Origin of the sequence: Dechloromonas denitrificans (assembly GCF_001551835.1) — a bacterium.
Classification (GTDB): Bacteria; Pseudomonadota; Gammaproteobacteria; order Burkholderiales; family Rhodocyclaceae; genus Azonexus; species Azonexus denitrificans.
The window spans coordinates 435,868-455,059 of the sequence record NZ_LODL01000021.1 but is presented as its reverse complement, the minus strand read 5'-3'; the positions used below and the strand labels follow the sequence as shown (position 1 = coordinate 455,059).

Genomic DNA, 19,192 nt, shown 5'->3' with positions numbered 1-19,192 from the left:
CGTCTCGCGCCGCCCCTGATACCATCCGCGCATGAGTCGTTACCAGGACCTTGCCGAGCAGACCGAAAAACTGATTACCGCAGGGGTATTCCGCGCCGGTGATCGCCTGCCTTCCATTCGCCAGGCCTGCAACACCCACGACGTCAGCCCGGTAACCGTCAGCCAGGCCTACTATCTGCTGGAAAGTCGTGGTCTGATCGAGGCCCGGCCAAAATCGGGTTATTTTGTCCGCGCCCGGCTCGGCCAGCGCCTGCCCGAACCGGAAATGAGCCAGCCGGTCGGCGATTCGACCCAGCTTGAAGTCAGCGACTTCATTTTCCAGATCCTGGAAAGCGTCAAGGACCCATCGGTCGTGCCGCTCGGCTCCAGCTTTCCCAGCCCCTACCTGTTTCCGCTCGACAAGCTCGGCCGTTTTCTGGCCAGCGCCGCCCGCAAGCTCGATCCGCTGGCGACGGTGACCGACCTGCCGCCCGGCAACGAGGAGCTGCGCCGGCAACTGGCCTTGCGCTACCTGGCGCAGGGCGCCAATGTCTCGCCGCAGGAAATCATCGTCACCTCCGGCGCGCTGGAGGGCCTGAACCTGTGCCTGCAGGCGGTGACCCGGCCGGGCGACCTGATCGCCATCGAATCGCCGACTTTCTATGCAACCTTGCAGGCCAGCGAGCGGCTCGGCCTCAAGGTCATCGAAATCCCGACCCATCCGCGCGACGGGATCAGCCTGGCGGCGCTGGAAGAAGCCTTGCGGCTGCACCCGATCAAGGCTTGCCTGTTCATGTTGAATTTTTCCAACCCGAGCGGCGGCCTGGTCCCGGATGAGAACAAGAAGGCGCTGCTCGATTTGCTGCGCCGGCATCAGGTGCCGCTGATCGAGGACGACGTCTATGCCGAACTGTACTTTGGCCCGCAGGCGCCTTTGTGCAGCAAGGCCGAGGACAGCGACGGGCTGGTCATGCATGTCTCGTCGTTTTCGAAATGCCTGGCCCCCGGCTATCGCCTGGGCTGGGTCGCGGCCGGCCGCTACGCCAGCCGCATCCAGCGCCAGAAGCTATCGACCAGCCTGGCGACGACCATTCCGGTGCAGATCGCGCTGGCCGACTATCTGAAGCACGGCGGCTACGAAAACCATCTGCGCCATTTGCGGCGCTCGCTGGCCCGGCAGGAGGCAATGCTGGTCGAGGCTGTCGAGCGGCATTTTCCAGCAGGCACCCGGCTGGCACGGCCGCAGGGCGGCTATTTTCTCTGGCTGGAACTGCCGCGCCAGGTCGATGCGCTGTTGTTGCACCGGCAGGCGCTGGCGCATGGCATCAGTATCGCGCCGGGGCCGATCTTTTCCGCCAAGCGCGAATTCGGCCACTGGCTGCGCCTCAATTTCGGCCATCCCGACTCGCCGCGCCAGCAGGCGGCGATCGCCACCCTCGGCCAACTGGTCGCCGACCAGCTATAGCGTTGCCCAGCGCGCGAACTGCGTGCCGAAGAAGGCGATCAGCAGCAGCGCGATCGGCGTAAAGGCGATGAAGGCATTGAGCACCCGGGCGATGAACGGGTGGGCGATGTGCGACTCGATGAACTGGCGGGCGATCAGCTTGCCCTTCAGCCAGATGATGACGGCGACCAGTAGCGGCAGCCAGGCGGCGCCGTGGAACCAGTGGCCGAGGCCGAGGCTGAGCAGGGTCAGGGCGACCAGCGCCAGCCAGGCGTAGGCGAGCGGAGCGAGGGCAGAAGAGGGGGCGGAATGGCTGGTTTGCATGATCAGGCCAGGACGTAGAAGAAGGGGAAAATGACCAGCCAGATGATGTCGGTGGCGTGCCAATAGCTGGCCAGCGCCTCCAGGCCGGCGTGGTCGTCGGCTGAATAGCCGCCGGCCAGATGGCGGGCCAGCACCCAGAGAATGCCGAGGATGCCCCAAGTGGCGTGCACCAGGTGGTTGAAGGTCAGGTAGTAATAGACCGTGAAGAAAATGCCCGATTCGCCGTTGATGCCGTGCGCCAGGTTCCAGCTGATCTCCAGGTATTTGGCGACCGGGTAGCCGAGGGCGACGACCAGGCCGGCGACCAGCCAGTAGATCGACTGCCGGCGCTTGCCGGCGCGCATGGTGGCGACCGAGCAGGCGATGAAGAAGCTGCTGGTCACCATCAACAAGGTGATGATCGTGCCGGCGACGCGCGACAGGCGGTCGGTGCCTTGTTCGAAGGATTCGGGAAAGTGGGCGCGGGCAACAAAGTAGACGACGAAGAGCACCAGGAACTCGACGAACTCGCAGGTGATGCCGACCCAGATCCCCTTGTTGCCCGGGATGCGCCGGCCGCTGGGCGCGTTGTCTTGTTGTTCGAATACGGGAATTGCCGCCGCTGTCATCATGGGTTCGCACAGTGATTGAATTGAGCATCCATTGTTCGCTTTTCCTGCAAAAAAAATAGGCACAGGGATCAAAGTTTTCGATCTGAACAGTTTTTTGCCAGCAGTTTGTTTTTATCTGTTCCTATGAAAAATCGAATTAACTGAAACTGTTTCTATTTTGCGCCCGGTGTTCTACTCGGCTGCCGGTTGATCGGGGAGTCGTTCTCTCCGAAATCGTCGTCAGGAGAAGATCGAAATGAGCAGGCCTGTCAGCAAGGTTCGGGAAGCGAAACTGGAGCTTTATCGCAAACGCGGGAAAATCCACGCCAAGGCAAGCAGCGGGCGTTTCAACACGCTGCGCTGGGCGATGGTCTGGTTCACCCAGATCATTTTTTACGGCACCTGCTGGCTGAACTGGGAGAGCGACGGCCTGAGCCGGCAAGCCGTACTTTTCGACATCGCCCACGAAAAGTTCTATCTGTTCGGCCTCGTCCTCTGGCCGCAGGATGCCTTGCTGCTCGCCTACCTGCTGATCATTGCCGCCACCGCGCTGTTTCTGGCGACGGCGCTGGCCGGCCGGGTATTTTGCGGCTTCGCCTGCCCGCAGACGATTTACACGATGATTTTCAGCTGGGTCGAAGCCCAGGTCGAAGGTGACCACCTGGCCCGCCTGAAGCTCGACCAAAGTCCGTGGACGGCGCGCAAGCTGCTGTTGCGCACCACCAAGCACGGCCTGTGGTTCGTGATTGCAGCGTGGACGGCGATCACCTTTGTCGGTTACTTCACGCCGGTGCGCGACGTGCTGGCCGCCTTGCCCGGCTGGCAGGTCGGACCGTGGGAAGGCTTCTGGCTGATCTTCTACTGCGCTTTTACTTATGCCATGGCCGGTCTGGCCCGCGAGGCGGTCTGCCAGCACATGTGCCCGTACTCCCGTTTTCAGGGCGTCATGTTCGACCAAACGACAAGTACGGTCAGTTACGACGCCGGTCGCGGCGAGCCGCGCAACCGTCGCCAACAGGCGGGGAAGACCGGTGACTGCATCGACTGCAACATCTGCGTCGAAGTCTGCCCGACCGGCATCGACATTCGCGACGGCCTGCAATACCAGTGCATCAACTGCGGCCTGTGCGTCGATGCCTGCGATCAGGTCATGACTCGTATCGGCGCGCCGACCGGGTTGATCCGCTTCGCTTCGGAACGGGAGCTGGCCGGGCGGCCGCAGCCGCAGGGCTGGCGGGAACGGCCGCGGGTCGCGGTCTATGCCGGACTGCTGGTGATTTTTGCCGTTTTCGGCACGTTGACCGCCAGCCAACGCTCCCTGCTGCTGGTTAACGTGCAGCGCGACCGGGGCGCCTTGCTGCGCGAGACGGCCGAGGGGCGCATCGAGAACGCCTACACGCTGAACCTGATGAACCTGGCCGAAGCGCCGCGCGACTTCGCCGTCGAAGTGCAGGGCATCCCGGGGCTGGAGATTGTCGGGCCGCGCGAATTTGCCGCCGAGTCGGGCAGCATCCGGCCGGTCCAGCTGACCGTTTCGGCGCCGGCCGACAGCGGCTTGCGCGGTATCCAGCCGATCGAGTTCCGGATTGTCGCCCGCCAGGACCCGGCCAGCGGTCAGGTCGAAAAAAGCAGTTTCATCCTGCCCTGAACGGGCTGGCCGATTGCGCGCCGGGGCAGGGAATGCGAGACTTGCCGCCGGTTTTCGAAACACAGGAACGAACGCAACATGGCTTTGACCAATCCCGAGGACGCCGCACTGCCGGTTTGGCAGGCGCAGGACGGCAGCCCGATTGCCTGCACCGAGAAGATCAAGGTGCTCAACGAAAACTTTCGCGAGCTGCAGCAACTGGCCCTCGACGCGCTGGAAGACGGCGTGCTGATGGGCTGCAGCGAGGTCCACCTGCGCGCAGCGCTGCACGAACTGATCGATTCACTGAAGCTGACTTTCGCCGCTTAGGGAGACGCTGAAATATTCGTCATCCACGCGAAAGCGGGGATCCAGTCCGTTGATTTTTCTGGATTCCCGCCTGCGCGGGAATGACATGTTTCAATAGATCAGCACTTCCCTTGCTGCCCGGTGCCGGCCCGCTCAGGCGCTTGTCATGAGCGCCTGAGCGATTGTGCCGGTAAAATCGCGGCCACCAAGAACAACGAAAGTGTCCGATGGCCGGAGCCAGCCTGCTTGTCCTGATCGATGATATTGCCAGCGTCCTCGACGATGTCGCGCTGCTGACCAAGGTCGCCGCCAAGAAAACGGCCGGCGTGCTGGGCGACGATCTGGCCCTCAATGCCGAACAAGTCTCCGGTGTCCGCGCCGAGCGTGAACTGCCGGTGGTCTGGGCGGTGGCGGTCGGTTCGCTGAAGAACAAGGTGATCCTGGTGCCGGCGGCGCTGGCGATCAGCGCCTTCATCCCGTGGGCGGTGATGCCGCTGCTGATGCTCGGCGGCTTCTATCTCTGCTTCGAGGGCGTCGAAAAGCTGGCCCACAAATGGCTGCACAGCGCCGCCGAAGATGCGGCGCACCATGCCGAAGAACTGACTGCGTTGCTTGACGAGACCGTCGATCTGGCAGTCTTCGAGGCCGACAAGATCAAGGGCGCCATCCGTACCGACTTCGTGCTCTCGGCCGAGATCATCGTCATCGCGCTCGGCACCGTCGCCAGCCAGCCGTTTATGACTCAGGTCAGCGTGCTGGCCGGGATCGGCCTGATCATGACGGTCGGCGTCTATGGCATCGTCGCCGGCATCGTCAAGCTCGACGACCTCGGTTTTTACCTGCTGAAGAAGAGCAACGGACTGGCCCGCGGCCTTGGCCAGGGGCTGGTGCTCGCCGCGCCGAAGCTGATGAAGGCGCTGACGGTGATTGGTACCGTCGCCATGTTCATGGTCGGCGGCAGCATCCTCAGCCACGGCCTACCGCCGGTACATCACGGTATCGAAGGGCTGGCCGAGGCGGCCGGCTTGTTCGGCGGTGTGCTGTCGCTGTTGCTCGATATTGTGGTTGGCGTTGTCGGCGGCGCGCTGGCCTTGTTCGTTGTCAAAGCCGGCAGCGGCGTGGCCGGCCTCTTCAAAAAGGAGCAAGCATGAGCAAGGCGCTGCGTCTTTCCGAAAAATGGTTCCGCTTCGGTCTGTGGATCGTCGCCTTTGTCTTTGCCAGTTTTCTGATCGGGCTCGGTGGGACGATAGTCGAGAACCTGCCCAAAGTCGAGCATCACTACACGCTGGAAGATTTCATCGACCAGCCGCAGGCCGAGCAGGCACGCGGTGCCATCAAACAGACCCAGAAAACCCGCCAGGAAGCCCAGGACAAGCTGGATCAGGCACGCCTCGGCCATAATACGGCGCGCGCCAATTCAGCGAGCGCCCGCGATACTTTCAACAACTGGCTGGCCACCCGGCACGTCACCCAGCGCGCCGAGCAGGACCCGGAACTGATCGCCCGCACACAGGAGCTCGATACGCTGAAGGCTGCCGAGCGCAAGGCGTTGAGCGAGGTCGAGGCGCAACAGCAGATCCTGCTCGATGCCCAGCAGGCCGAGGCGCGGGCGCAGCGGCAGTTGCGCGAGCTGGAGCAAGCCGCCGCCGGCCAGCTAGAGACCGGGCAGCGCAGCCAGGAGCTGCGCGTCTTCCTCTACCGCCTGACGCTGACCGTGCCGTTGCTCGGCATTGCCGGCTGGCTGTTCGCCAAGAAGCGCAAGAGCACCTACTGGCCCTTCGTCTGGGGCTTTATCTACTTCGCGCTGTTCGCCTTCTTCGTCGAACTGGTACCTTACCTGCCGAGCTATGGCGGCTATGTCCGCTACGTCGTCGGCATCGTCATTACCGTGTTGGTCGGGCGGCAGGCCATCGTTTCGCTGAACCGCTACCTGGAACGGCAGAAACAGGCCGAGAGCCTGCCCGATGTCGAGCGGCGCAAGGAACTGAGCTACGACACGGCGCTCGCCCGGCTGGCCAAGAAAGTCTGCCCCGGTTGCGAACGGCCGGTCGACCTGGCCAATACGGCAATCGACTATTGCCCGCATTGCGGCATCTGCCTGTTCGACCATTGCGGCCAGTGTAATGAGCGGAAGAGTGCCTTCGCCCGCTTCTGCCATGCCTGCGGCGCGGCGGCGCGGGCCAGTAGCTGATTTTGCTTTCGGGGTGCCAGGCAGGGCGCCCCTGAAATTGCCCTGAAAAGGCAGTCGACCGCAGGCATTGTGACGCTTCTACTGCGGCTCAGCGTTTCCAGCTTAAAGCCGCTTATGGGGCGGGGCTCAATGACAAGGGTAACGATCCAGCCTTCGTTGATTCACGCATGGCAGCTAATTTGACGTAGAGCGTGCTGCGCGAGATGCCCAGGTTTCGTGCTGCCATCGACAGGTTGCCACGGGCATTGGCAACAGCCGCATTGATCACCGATCTTTCCATCTCGGCTAAACGTCCGGCCGCCACGGCAGGCATGACGCCGCCGTTGACCAGCACCGAATCGACGGTGGCAGCACCAATGTGTGGCGGGAGCAGCGTGCCATCGATGCGATTGCCATCGCTCAGCGCAAACATCGCCTCGAAAACATTTTGCAATTCCCGGGTGTTGCCCGGCCAGCGATAGCGCAGCAAATGGGCCAAGACCTCCGGATCGAGGCTCTTCGGCGGGCATCCATATTTTTGGGCAAGGCGCTGGTTGAGATGGCCGATGATCGCTTCGGTATCCTCCGGGCGTTCGCGCAAGGGCGGCAGGTGCAGGCTGATGACGCAGAGCCGGTGGAAAAGGTCTTCACGGAAGCGGCCGGCGCGGGCATCTGCTTGCAAGTCCCGGTTGGTGGCGGCAACGATGCGCACTGCCACTTTCCGCTCGCGGGTATCGCCGAGCCGGACGACGACGCCATCCTGCAGCACACGGAGCAGATGCGGTTGCATGTCGAGCGGCATTTCGCCGATTTCGTCGAGGAACAGGGTGCCACCATCCGCCTGCTCGAACTTGCCGGGCAGGCCGCCGCGGCGGGCGCCAGTGAAAGCCCCTTCGCTGTAGCCGAACAGTTCGCTGGCCAGCAGTTCACGGGTCAGGGCGCCGCAGTTGACGGCAATGAAAGGTCCTTCCGGTTTGCGGCTCGCCTTGTGGATGGCACGTGCGAATACTTCCTTGCCGGCGCCGGTTTCGCCGAGCAGCAGTACGGGCAGGTCAAGCGGCGCAATCCTTCTGGCCCGCGCCTTCGCCGTCGAAATGGCTTGGCTGGTGCCGATGATCTCGGCGAAGACATCGCCTGTTGCCGTAATCGCCAAGGTCGAGGTATTGACCATCGGTCGATGCGGATTGCCAGTGGGGATAACCAGCAGGGTGCCGAGGTCGCCATCGCGGGAGCGGACCGGGTGCAGCCATTCCGGGCGGAGCCACAGGGGTGTCTGTCGGATGCGCTCGTCGGGATGCACGGCGAAGTCGAGGGCCGTTAGCTGGCTGCCCACTTCGAACGGCAGGCGTACGCCGTACATTTCACGGGCCTGTTGCATGCTGCCACTGGTTTTGACGATGCGGCCGCGCTGGTCGAACAGCACGACGCAATCATTGCCATACCGGCTGAAGCCATCCATGGCGTGCTCGAGCAGGCGGCCATGCAATTCGGCATCGCGCCGGGCCAGCACGCCCTCTATCTGCTTGGCGGCTGAAATGACCAGGCCGAGCGTATGGCCGTGGAAGGTTTCCTTGACTCCGGAGACATCGACAACACCGAGCAACGTCTTCCCCAGCGGATCGAGGATGGGCGCGGCGGCGCAGGTCCAGTGCTTGACGTCGATGCAGTAGTGTTCGCTGGCGTAGATCTGCACCGGCTGGTGCGTTGCAATGGTCGTGCCGATGGCGTTGGTGCCGATCAGTTCCTCGCTCCAGCAGCCGCCCGGTGCCAGATTGATCTGTTCGCCGGCATCGCGGGCCCGGGATTCGCCATTGAGATCGAGAATGGTGCCGCTCGGATCACTGAGCATGATCAGGGTGCCGGATTCGCGCAGAATTTCACGCAGGGTTTCGAGCACCGGCTTGGCAGCTTCGTATAAATCCCGGGAACGCGCCCGCAACTGGTAAATCCTGTCGCCATCGGCGGCCGGCGCACTGCCGGTGGTCGGATCGACCGCCTCCGAGCGGCTGCGCCGCCATGAGTCGAGTACAACATTACGTACGCCGACAGCGGGCAGTGGCATGTCCTGGAGGAAACGTTCCCAGGAGCAGGCTACTGCCGACTCATCGCCGATTCGTGGAATAAGAAGATTGCTGTGGGGACTCACTTTGGTCTCGTGGCGGGCTCCGGAATTAACGCGGCAGAACAATTGATTTACTTAATCGTAAACGTAGCCGGCGATGATAAGGAAGTCAATAAAAGTCATTGTGTATCAATGGCTTGTGCGGCGCAGCAAAGCATTGAAGAAGTGTCCGGAATTCGGACAGTCGAAAATTGGCGTCGTGATTCAGGACGTTTTTCTGCCATTGGCCGGACAGTTGTCGTTTTCTTCGTGTTTTCGCCAAGCTCATGATTAATCGATGGAATTCAACCGGGTGGCGACTTTTTCGCGACCTGGCCCGCCCCTTGCCATTAGGTCAGCGTGGGATCACTCACCACAACATACCAATGACAGGAGACAAACATGCAAATCCAGCAGTCAAACGTACAGGTGATGGGCATCGATGCCGGCGGCACGATGACCGATACCTTTTTTGTGCGGGCCGATGGACGTTTTGTCGTCGGCAAGGCGCAAAGCAACCCGGGGGACGAATCCCTCGCCATCTATAACTCGTCGGTCGACGCTCTCGAACACTGGGGGCGGAACGTCGATGACGTTTATCCGGAACTGGTGACCTGCGTCTATTCCGGCACCGCGATGCTCAACCGCATCCTGATGCGCAAGGGCCTTGATGTCGGCCTGATCTGCAACAAGGGCTTCGAGCAAATCCACTCGATGGGGCGCGCCTTGCAGAGCTACCTGGGCTACGCCCTGGAAGATCGCATCCACCTCAACACCCACCGTTACGACGAGCCGCTGGTGCCGGTTTCCCGCACCCGCGGTGTCACCGAGCGCACCGATGTCCAGGGCAAGATCGTCATTCCGTTGCGCGAAGACGAAGTGCGCCAGGCCACCCGCGATCTGGTCGAGGCCGGTTCCCAGGCCATCGTGATCTGCCTGCTGCAGTCCCACAAGAACGAGGCCAGCGAACAGCGGGCGCGCGATCTGGTGCGTGACGAACTGAAGAAACTCAAGGCGGACATCCCGGTCTTCGCATCGGTCGATTACTACCCGTCGCGCAAGGAAAGCCACCGGATGAACACCACCATCCTCGAAGCCTACGGCGCCGAACCGTCGCGCCAGACGCTGAAGAAGGTCAGCGACCGCTTCAAGAAACACGGCGCCAAGTTCGATCTGCGGGTGATGGCGACGCACGGCGGCACGATCAGCTGGAAGGCCAAGGAACTGGCCCGCACCATCGTCTCCGGCCCGATCGGCGGGGTGATCGGTTCCAAGTTGCTCGGTGAATACCTCGGCGACGAGAACATCGCCTGCTCCGACATCGGCGGTACCAGCTTCGACGTGGCGCTGATCACCAAGGGCAATTTCGCCATCAAGTCCGACCCCGACATGGCCCGCCTGGTCCTGTCGCTGCCGCTGGTGGCGATGGACTCGGTCGGTGCCGGTGCCGGCAGTTTCGTCCGCCTTGACCCGTACAGCAAATCGATCAAGCTCGGCCCGGACAGTGCCGGCTACCGCGTCGGCACCTGCTGGCCGGAAAGCGGCTTGGATACGGTCTCGGTCTCCGATTGCCACGTCGTGCTCGGCTACCTCAATCCGCAGAACTTCCTCGGCGGCGCCATCAAGCTCGACGTCCAGCGCGCTCGTGACCACATCAAGGCGCAGATCGCCGACCCGCTCGGCCTCTCGGTCGAAGATGCGGCGGCCGGCGTCATCGAGCTGCTCGACCTGACGCTGTCCGAATACCTGCGCGCCAACATCAGCGCCAAGGGCTACAACCCGGCCGAGTTCACCTGCTTCTCCTACGGTGGCGCCGGCCCGGTGCACACCTACGGCTATACCGAGGGCGTCGGCTTCAAGGATGTCGTGGTCCCCGCCTGGGCCGCCGGTTTCTCGGCTTTCGGCTGCGCCTGTGCCGACTTCGAGTATCGCTACGACAAGTCGGTCGACCTCGGGGTTGCCCAGTTCGCGAGCGACGACAAGAAGGCGGCGGCCTGCGCCACGCTGCAGGAAGCCTGGGGCGAACTGGCGGTCAAGGTAATCGACGAGTTCATCATCAACGGCTTCAAGCCGGAAGACGTGCTGCTGATCCCCGGCTACAAGATGCAGTACATGGGGCAGTTGAACGATCTCGAAATCGTTTCTCCCGTTTCCAGTGCGTCCACCGCAGCAGACTGGGACCAGATCGTCGATAGCTTCGAAACTACCTACGGCCGGGTCTATGCCAGTTCAGCCCGCTCGCCGGAACTCGGCTTCTCGATCACCGGCGCCATTCTACGCGGCATGGTCGTCACGCAGAAACCGGTGCTGCCGGAGGACGCGGACTGCGGCCCGACGCCGCCCAAGGAGGCCTATCTCGGTACCCGCCCGTTCTACCGCCACAAGCGCTGGGTCGAAGCGGCGCTGTGGAAGATGGAGTCGCTGAAGGCCGGGAACCACATCGTCGGCCCCGCCATCATCGAATCCGACGCGACGACCTTCGTCGTGCCGGACGGCTTCGAAACCACGATCGACAAGCATCGCCTGTTCCATCTCAAAGAAGTCAAGTGAGGAGATAAATCATGAATATGATGAGCACCAAAGAAATCGGCATCGGCAACCTGCTGGCCAGCGGCATGACGCTCAAGCAGCACCGCGATGCGATCATCGAGCGCACCAAGGCGACCGGCTACTACAACGGCCTGGAACAGCTGGAACTGCGCGACAGCGACCCGATCGGCTACGAAAAGCTGTTCTCCAAGCTGCGCGGCGGCCTGGTCCATGCCCGCGAAACGGCGAAAAAGATCGCCGCCAGCCCGATCGTCGAGCAGGAAGGCGAACTCTGCTTCACGCTCTACAACGCCGCCGGCGACTGCGTCCTGACCTCGACTGGCATCATCATCCACGTCGGCACCATGGGCGCAGCGATCAAGTACATGATCGAGAACAACTGGGAAGCCAACCCGACGATCAATCCCGGCGACATGTTTACGACCAATGACTGTTCGATCGGCAACGTGCACCCCTGCGACATCGCCACCATCGTCCCGATCTTCTGGGATGGCAAGCTGATCGGCTGGGTGGGCGGCGTCACCCACGTCATCGACACCGGCGCCGTGACGCCGGGTTCGATGTCCACCGGCCAGACCCAGCGTTTCGGCGACGGCTACATGATTACCTGCCGTAAGACCGGTATCAACGACGAGCCGCTGCGCGACTGGCTGCATGAAAGCCAACGTTCGGTACGCACGCCGAAATACTGGATTCTCGACGAGAAGACCCGCATTGCCGGCTGCCACATGATCCGCGAGCTGGTCGAGGAGGTGATCCGGGCCGACGGCCTTGATGCGTACATGAAGTTCTCGCACGAAGTGATCGAGGAAGGCCGCCGCGGCCTGATGAGTCGGGTCAAGGCGATGACCCTGCCGGGCAAGTACCGTAAGGTGTCCTTCGTCGATGTGCCTTTCAAGCACGACGACGTGCAGGTCTCCAATGCCTTCGCCAAGCTCGATTCGATAATGCACTCCCCCTGCGAGATGACCATCAAGCCGGACGGCAAGTGGCGGCTCGACTTCGAAGGCGCCAGCCGCTGGGGCTGGCATACCTTCAATGCACACCAGGTGGCTTTCACCTCAGGCATCTGGGTGATGATGTGCCAGACTCTGGTCCCCACCCAGCGCATCAACGACGGCGCCTACTACGCTACCGAGTTCCACCTGCCCAAGGGCACCTGGTGCAACCCGGATGACCGCCGCACCGGCCACGCCTATGCCTGGCACTTCCTGGTCTCCGGCTGGGCGGCGTTGTGGCGCGGTCTCGGCCAGTCCTACTTCAGCCGCGGCTATCTGGAAGAGGTCAATGCCGGCAACGCCAATACCTCCAATTGGCTGCAGGGCGGCGGCATCAATCAGGATGGCGAGATCCATGCGGTCAACAGCTTCGAGGCCTCTTCTTGCGGCACCGGCGCCTGCGCCGTCAAGGACGGCCTGAACCACGCCGCCGCCATCTGGAATCCGGAAGGCGACATGGGCGACATCGAAATCTGGGAAATGGCCGAGCCGCTCCTTTACCTCGGCCGCAACGTCAAGGCCAACTCCGGCGGCTACGGCAAGTACCGCGGCGGCTGCGGTTTCGAAACCCTGCGCATGGTCTGGAACGCCCAGGACTGGACGATGTTCTTCATGGGCAACGGCTTCATGAACAGCGACTGGGGCATGATGGGCGGCTACCCGTCGGCCACCGGCTACCGTTTCGAAGCCCACAAGACAGGCCTCAAGGAGCGCATCGCGATCGGCGACTCGCTGCCGCTCGGCGGCGACATCGATCCCTCGGCACCCGACTACGAGCGCCACCTTGACGCGACGGCGGTGGTCAAGCGCGACAAGCAGTGCGTCACCACCGAGGATTGCTACGACAACCACGACCTCTACCTGAACTACCTGCGCGGCGGCCCGGGCTTCGGCGATCCGATCGATCGCGAGGTCAAGGCCATCGAGAACGACCTGAACCAGAAGTTCCTGCTGCCGGAATACGCGCAGAAGGTCTATGGCGCGGTCTTCACCCAGGATGCCAAGGGCGTCTACACGGTCGACGAAGCCAAGACCCTGGCCCGTCGTTCGGCGATGCGCAAGGAGCGCCTTGCCCGTGCCCTGCCGACCCGCGAGTGGATGAAGGAAGAGCGCGAACGGATCATCAACAAGCACGCCTCGGTACAGGTCCAGCATATGTTTGCCACCAGCTTCGGACTGTCCGAGAAATTCACCAAGGAGTTCAAGGACTTCTGGAATCTGCCGGCCGGGTGGGAATTGCTGGAAGAAGAGTTGGGCGTGCCGACCTACGGTTCCAAGCATCGCATGGACCTCTCGCTGATGCCCGACGTGACGACCGTCGTTCAGGTCGAAGAGTAAGTCGGGCAAGCCACCATCTGAATCAAGGAGACAAAAATGTCATATACCAATGAACAGGTTTCACATCTGGTCGAAGGCACGCTGGACTGGGAAACCACTTTCCGCATGCTGTCGATGCCCAAGGACAACAGCCGCTTCGAGCAGTACGTCGCGGCATTGCAGGCCAAGGTCGGCTTCAAGGACCGCATCGTGCTGCCGCTGGCGCCGCACATGTACATCGTGCAGTCGGCCAAGACCAAGCAATGGCTCATCAAGTGCGACTGTGGCCACGAGTTCTGCGATTACAAGGAGAACTGGAAGCTGCACGCGTCGATCTACGTGCGCGACACCGAAGAGGCAATGACCGAGGTCTATCCCAAACTGATGGCGCCGGATACCCAGTGGCAGGTCTACCGCGAGTACTACTGCCCGACCTGCGGCACGCTGCATGACGTCGAGGCGCCGACCCCGTGGTATCCGGTAATCCATGACTTCGAGCCGGACATCGAGGCTTTCTACAAGGAATGGGTGAATCTGCCGGTACCGGAACGGGTTGATTAAGGCCTGAGCTAGGCGGGGGGCGATTGGTCGCTCCCCGCTTGCCTCGCAAAAGACCAGAAGAGGGAACAGCACAATGAACAAAGTGTACGCAACGAGCCAGGCCGCGCTGGACGGCCTGCTCTTCGACGGCATGACCGTCGCCGCCGGCGGCTTCGGCCTGTGCGGCATTCCGGAAAACCTGATCGCCGGGCTGCTGCAGGCCGGCACCAGCGACCTGACCATCGTCGGCAACAACGCCGGCGTTGACGATTTCGGCATGGGGCCGCTGCTGAAAACGCGGCAGGTGAAGAAAGTGGTCGCCTCCTATGTCGGCGAGAACAAGGAATTCGAGCGCCAGGTGCTGGCCGGCGAACTGGAGCTTGAACTGGTGCCGCAGGGCACCCTGGCCGAACGGCTGCGGGCCGGCGGCGCCGGCATCCCCGGCTTCTACACGCGCACCGCGTTCGGCACCCGGCTGGCCGAAGGCAAGGAAACGCGCCGGTTCGATGGCCAGGACTATGTGCTGGAGCCGGCCATTTGCGCCGACATCGCGATCGTCAAGGCCTGGAAGGGCGACCATGCCGGCAACTTGGTTTTCCGCAAGACGGCGCGTAACTTCAACCCGATGATCGCCACCTGCGGCCGGGTCACGGTGGCTGAAGTCGAGGAACTGGTAGAGCCGGGCGAGCTGGATCCCGACCAGATCCACACGCCGGGCATCTACGTGGACCGCATTGTCCAGGGCGCCGGTTACCAAAAGCGCATCGAGTTCCGAACCACGGCCGGCACGGCGACGCCGGGCAAGGCCGACCCGCTGCGTGAACGGATGGCCCGGCGGGCGGCGCAGGAGTTGAGGAACGGCTACTACGTCAATCTGGGCATCGGCATCCCGACCCTGGTCGCCAATTACATTCCCGACGGCATGCAGGTCACGCTGCAATCGGAAAACGGCCTGCTGGGCATCGGCCCCTTTCCGTCGGCGGAGGCGGTCGATCCCGACCTGATCAATGCCGGCAAGCAGACCATCACGAGCATTCCCGGCAGCAGTTTCTTTTCCAGCGCCGACTCCTTCGCGATGATTCGCGGCGGCCATGTCGACCTGTCCATTCTTGGCGGCCTGGAGGTGTCGGAGAACGGCGACCTGGCCAACTGGATGGTGCCTGGCAAGATGGTCAAGGGGCCAGGCGGTGCGATGGACCTGGTTTCCGGAGTCGGGCGGGTGATCGTCCTGATGGAGCACACGGCAAAGGATGGAACGCCCAAGATCCTGCCACGCTGCAGCTTGCCGCTGACTGGCAAGGGAGTGGTAGACATGATCATTACCGATCTCTGCGTCTTCACCGTCAATGCGGAGGGCAGCCTGACCCTGAGCGAACTGCACCCGGGTGTTTCTACGGAAGAGGTTAGGGCAAAAACCGGGTGCGGCTTCATCGTCGGCGACTTCGTCGTCGAGCGATCCGCGCCGGGCAGGGCGCCCCGAAAATTGCCCTGAAAAGGTAGTCGACCGCAGGCTTCGGCTTTTGAGCGCGGCGCCGGGCCGTGCTACTGTTTCCGGACCATGCCGATCCGCCAAACCCTCGCCAACTGCCCGGTGCCCGTCAAGATCTGGACCGATGACGTCGACGACAAGTCGAAGCAACAACTGGCCAATATCGCCAGCCTGCCGTTCATCCATCACCATGTCGCGGCGATGCCGGACGTTCATCTCGGCATCGGGGCGACCATCGGTTCGGTGATCGCCACCGACCGTGCCATCGTGCCGGCCGCGGTCGGCGTCGATATCGGTTGCGGCATGGTCGCCTGCCGGCTGTCGATCGGCGCCAATCAACTGAGCGAGAAGGCGTTGAAAAAGATCTTTACGCAGATCAGCCGCGATGTGCCGGTCGGCAAGGCACAGCACGAGGATGCCCAAGCCTTGACGCTGGCCGCGCGGCCTTTCGAGGCCAAGCTGAAGCAGATGATGCGGCAGCACCCGCAATTGTTGAAAAGCTTCGGCAAGTCCTCGAAATGGGTCAATCAGCTCGGCACGCTAGGCGGCGGCAATCACTTCATCGAAGTCTGCCTGGACGAGTCGGACCAGCTCTGGGTGATGCTGCACTCCGGCAGCCGGGGCATCGGCAACGCGCTGGCCAGCTACTTCATCGAACTGGCGCGGCGCGACATGGAGCGCCAGCAAATCCAGCTACCCGACCGCGACCTGGCCTATTTTCGGGAAGGCAGCGCCTATTTTGCCGATTATGTCGAGGCCGTGCACTGGGCTCAGGAATACGCCTACATCAACCGCCAGTGCATGATGGATCTGGTGCTGGCCGGCCTGCAGCGGCACCTGCCGGCTTTCGCGGTGACCAGCGAGGTGGTCAATTGCCATCATAACTACGTGGCCCGCGAGCACCACTACGGGGCTGATGTCTGGGTCACCCGCAAGGGGGCGATCCGGGCCCGGGCCGGCGATCTCGGCATCATTCCCGGCAGCATGGGCGCGCGCAGCTACATCGTGCGCGGCAAGGGCAACCCGGAAAGTTTCGACTCCAGCGCTCACGGCGCCGGCCGCCGGATGAGCCGGACGGCGGCCACCAAGACCTTCAGTGAAGCCGACCTGCTCAAGCAGACGGCCGGCGTCATCTGCCGCAAGGACAAGGGCGTCATCGACGAGATTCCCGGCGCCTACAAGGACATCGACCAGGTGATGGCCAACCAGAGCGACCTGACCGAGGTGCTGCATACCCTGAAGCAGGTGGTCTGCGTCAAGGGCTAGGTTCGCATTTCAGAAATCATTCAGAGAGGCATTCATGTCCGACACCAACAGTTATCTCCCCCCCAAAGTCTGGATCTGGGACAAGGCGAACGGCGGCCAGTTCGCCAACATCAACCGGCCCATTGCCGGGGCCACCCATGAGCAGGTGCTGCCCCGTGGCAAACACCCGCTACAACTGTATTCGCTGGCGACACCCAACGGCGTCAAAGTGACGGTGATGCTGGAAGAATTGCTGGCCCTCGGGCTGCACGGGGCTGAATACGATGCCTGGCTGATCCGGATCAACGAGGGCGATCAGTTTGGTAGCAGCTTTGTCGAGGTGAACCCCAATTCCAAGATTCCGGCGCTACTGGACTGCAGTGGTCCGCAACCGGTCAGGGTGTTCGAGTCGGGATCGATCCTGCTCTATCTGGCCGAGAAGTTTGGCGCCTTTGTGCCCAGCGAACCGGCCCGCCGCGCCGAATGCCTGTCGTGGCTGTTCTGGCAGATGGGCAGTACGCCTTTTCTGGGTGGTGGCTTCGGCCATTTCTATTCCTATGCGCCGACCAAAATCGAATACGCAATTGACCGCTATGCGATGGAGGTCAAACGCCAGATGGATGTGCTCAACCGGCGGCTGGGCGAAAGCCCCTATGTCGGCGGTGATCAGTACACCATCGCCGACATGGCCATCTGGCCGTGGTACGGGCTTTTGGCCAAAGGTCAGCTATACGAGGCGGGGGAGTTTTTGCAGGTCAATGAGTACCCCCACGTGATTCGCTGGGCGGATGAAATCGGCCAGCGCCCGGCCGTGCAACGAGGCCGCATGGTCAACCGGGTGAACGGGCCGCTGGAGAGCCAACTGCATGAGCGCCACGATGTGACAGACTTCGAACTCCGCACGCAAGACAAACTCCAGGCCCGGTCATGAGGTTTGCCGGTTCCGACAAATAGGCAGGCACCGATAGAACCAGCGATTCCTTGACATTGTCTACCAATCAGTTGTCGCGGCGAGGCGTCGAGTTTTCGATGCCGAGCCACGGCATTGATGCCACGCAGCCCTTGAGCCTACGGTAGACAGCAAAAAACCGGCACTTTTCAGCCAGTCCCGATTTTCTGGCAGATATCGTGGTGCGAGACCGGATGCTTGGCTGATTGCCAATCAAGCCGGGTGGTTTTGCGATGAGCAGTTCTCTCTCGATTCAGCCGATTGCTCTTTCCGCCGTTCCGCCGGTGGTGCGTACGTCGTTGCTCACGGCAAGCTCGCCGCCGGTTCAGGCCGCGTTCGACCGCGCGTCCAGCATTGTTGATATTTCGGATGCCGGTTTCTTGCTGTCCGGCGTTTCGGCGGCCCGGGAGCGGCTGCAAGCCGAGCAGGCAGCACTGGCCGACAGTAGCCCGGCGAGCGTCTTTGCCACGGCACAGGGCCTGGTCGACACGTTCAATGCCCTGCAAAGTAATGTTGCCAGTTCGCAGACCTTGTTGACCGGTTTTTCCGACAGTTTGCTGGTCGACCAGTTGGCGTTGAGCCTGAACCAGTTGGCGAGCAGCGCCATCGCCAGCGACAGTGCCAGCCTCGCCAGGCTGCGGGGGATCGGTATTGAACTGGTTGCCGCTACGCCTGGAGATACAGTCGGGACGCTCAGCCTGCAGATCGACCCGAACGTCCTGAACACCGCCATCGCAAGCGATCCGGCAGGGACGCAGGCCTTGCTCAATCAGGCAAGCCAGTCTTTGCTGGAGCAACTGACGGGGTTTGAACAACAGGCGGTCAGTGCCGCGCTGGCCCAAGTCGATTTGACGCAACTGGGCGGCTCCCCGGCCCAACCCGTTGATCTGAGTACGCTGTTGGGGCTGAATACCAATTCAACCGCCCAGAGCGCCGCGGTCGGCACTGATTTATTGCAGGCATTGTCGGCCGATAGCGTTTTGAACGGTGTCCAGTTGAGCGATCTTGATCTGGCGGCCGCAGGCCTCGATACGGCGACGATTTTGTCGAAGCCGGCCGTGCTGCAAGGCGCACTGACCGCCGGGCTGCTCGGGCCGGATGCCACAGCGGCCACCCTGGTGCGCGACAGCGGAATTTCGCCGACGAATCCAGCGTCGGTGAGTGCGACCGATCTTTCCGCTACAGGCACGCCCCCACCGGGCATCATTTCGCCGCTCGATGGGCAGGCCGTGCCGCTCGGCAATCCGGCCGCGCTCGCCGACCAGATCGGCACGCCAGGCGCCGCCCCGGTGATTGCCGATGTCGCTGACGCCGAGCGTCGGGCGTCGATTGCGGCGCAGACCCTGCAAAATCTGCTGAACAGTCCGCTCGACCTGATCCAGCGGAATCTTGTCGATCCGGCTTACGCGGCAGTGATCGCGGCATCCCGCATGAGCGACTTCATCATGCCGACGCCGCAGACCAATCCGAAGCTGCTGGTGACGGATATCCCGGCGCCAGTCTTGCCGGTGCTGCAGGCCCGCGCGCCGGAACGACTGGAAAAGAGCAGTTAGCCGGCAA

Annotated in this window: 15 protein-coding genes; 12 read left to right on the top strand and 3 right to left on the bottom strand. The window is 62.5% G+C overall.

Annotated features, from left to right (window positions below; all coding sequences use genetic code 11):
* The first annotated feature begins 31 nt into the window (after window positions 1-31).
* Window positions 32-1,444, top strand: coding sequence for an aminotransferase-like domain-containing protein (locus AT959_RS13230; protein ID WP_066883824.1), 1,413 nt, complete (start codon window positions 32-34; stop codon window positions 1,442-1,444).
* On the opposite strand, the gene AT959_RS13225 is transcribed toward AT959_RS13230, so the two are convergent.
* A complete protein-coding gene (locus tag AT959_RS13225; RefSeq protein ID WP_066883821.1) occupies window positions 1,439-1,747 on the bottom strand; it encodes a hypothetical protein in 309 nt (102 codons plus the stop codon). The genes AT959_RS13230 and AT959_RS13225 overlap by 6 nt on opposite strands.
* Before the next feature lie 2 nt (window positions 1,748-1,749).
* Window positions 1,750-2,355 (bottom strand): cytochrome c oxidase subunit 3 family protein, encoded by a 606-nt coding sequence (locus AT959_RS13220; protein ID WP_066884420.1) that lies wholly within the window; start codon window positions 2,353-2,355, stop codon window positions 1,750-1,752.
* Between the two features lie 238 nt (window positions 2,356-2,593).
* Between AT959_RS13220 and ccoG the strand changes: the two genes are divergently transcribed.
* The 4 genes from ccoG (at window position 2,594) to AT959_RS13200 (ending at window position 6,464) form a co-directional block, all read left to right on the top strand.
* Window positions 2,594-3,985 carry a cytochrome c oxidase accessory protein CcoG gene (gene ccoG / locus AT959_RS13215; protein ID WP_066883819.1) on the top strand — a complete coding sequence of 464 codons (1,392 nt, stop codon included), beginning with the start codon at window positions 2,594-2,596 and terminating at the stop codon, window positions 3,983-3,985.
* A 78-nt stretch (window positions 3,986-4,063) separates the two neighbouring features.
* A complete protein-coding gene (locus AT959_RS13210; RefSeq protein ID WP_066883817.1) occupies window positions 4,064-4,294 on the top strand; it encodes a hypothetical protein in 231 nt (76 codons plus the stop codon).
* Between the two features lie 206 nt (window positions 4,295-4,500).
* Window positions 4,501-5,424: a DUF808 domain-containing protein gene (locus AT959_RS13205; RefSeq protein WP_066883815.1), complete on the top strand. Its 924-nt coding sequence runs from the start codon at window positions 4,501-4,503 to the stop codon at window positions 5,422-5,424.
* Window positions 5,421-6,464: a zinc ribbon domain-containing protein gene (locus AT959_RS13200; RefSeq protein WP_066883812.1), complete on the top strand. Its 1,044-nt coding sequence runs from the start codon at window positions 5,421-5,423 to the stop codon at window positions 6,462-6,464. Before AT959_RS13205 ends, AT959_RS13200 begins: the two co-directional genes overlap by 4 nt.
* A 112-nt stretch (window positions 6,465-6,576) precedes the next feature.
* Here the strand turns inward: AT959_RS13200 and AT959_RS13195 are convergent, their stop codons facing one another.
* The gene (locus tag AT959_RS13195) at window positions 6,577-8,589 is read right to left on the bottom strand and encodes a sigma-54-dependent Fis family transcriptional regulator (protein ID WP_066883810.1); all 2,013 of its coding nucleotides are present in this window, start codon (window positions 8,587-8,589) and stop codon (window positions 6,577-6,579) included.
* Between the two features lie 357 nt (window positions 8,590-8,946).
* Between AT959_RS13195 and AT959_RS13190 the strand changes: the two genes are divergently transcribed.
* From AT959_RS13190 to AT959_RS13160, 7 genes are all read left to right on the top strand, one after another.
* Window positions 8,947-11,094: a hydantoinase/oxoprolinase family protein gene (locus AT959_RS13190; protein WP_066883808.1), complete on the top strand. Its 2,148-nt coding sequence runs from the start codon at window positions 8,947-8,949 to the stop codon at window positions 11,092-11,094.
* Window positions 11,095-11,105: 11 nt separating this feature from the next.
* Entirely contained in the window at window positions 11,106-13,430 is a 2,325-nt protein-coding gene (locus tag AT959_RS13185; protein ID WP_066883806.1) for a hydantoinase B/oxoprolinase family protein, read from the top strand.
* A 36-nt stretch (window positions 13,431-13,466) separates the two neighbouring features.
* On the top strand, window positions 13,467-13,970 hold the full coding sequence (locus tag AT959_RS13180) for an acetone carboxylase subunit gamma (protein WP_066883804.1): 504 nt from the start codon (window positions 13,467-13,469) through the stop codon (window positions 13,968-13,970).
* Window positions 13,971-14,043: 73 nt separating this feature from the next.
* Window positions 14,044-15,441 carry a 3-oxoacid CoA-transferase gene (locus AT959_RS22135; RefSeq protein WP_083518397.1) on the top strand — a complete coding sequence of 466 codons (1,398 nt, stop codon included), beginning with the start codon at window positions 14,044-14,046 and terminating at the stop codon, window positions 15,439-15,441.
* 66 nt (window positions 15,442-15,507) lie between these two features.
* Entirely contained in the window at window positions 15,508-16,704 is a 1,197-nt protein-coding gene (locus tag AT959_RS13170) for an RtcB family protein (RefSeq protein ID WP_066883802.1), read from the top strand.
* A 34-nt stretch (window positions 16,705-16,738) separates the two neighbouring features.
* Window positions 16,739-17,614, top strand: a complete 876-nt coding sequence (yghU, locus tag AT959_RS13165; protein ID WP_066883800.1) for a glutathione-dependent disulfide-bond oxidoreductase — start codon at window positions 16,739-16,741, stop codon at window positions 17,612-17,614.
* A 251-nt stretch (window positions 17,615-17,865) separates the two neighbouring features.
* Window positions 17,866-19,185 (top strand): hypothetical protein, encoded by a 1,320-nt coding sequence (locus tag AT959_RS13160; protein ID WP_066883798.1) that lies wholly within the window; start codon window positions 17,866-17,868, stop codon window positions 19,183-19,185.
* The last annotated feature ends 7 nt before the right edge of the window (window positions 19,186-19,192 follow it).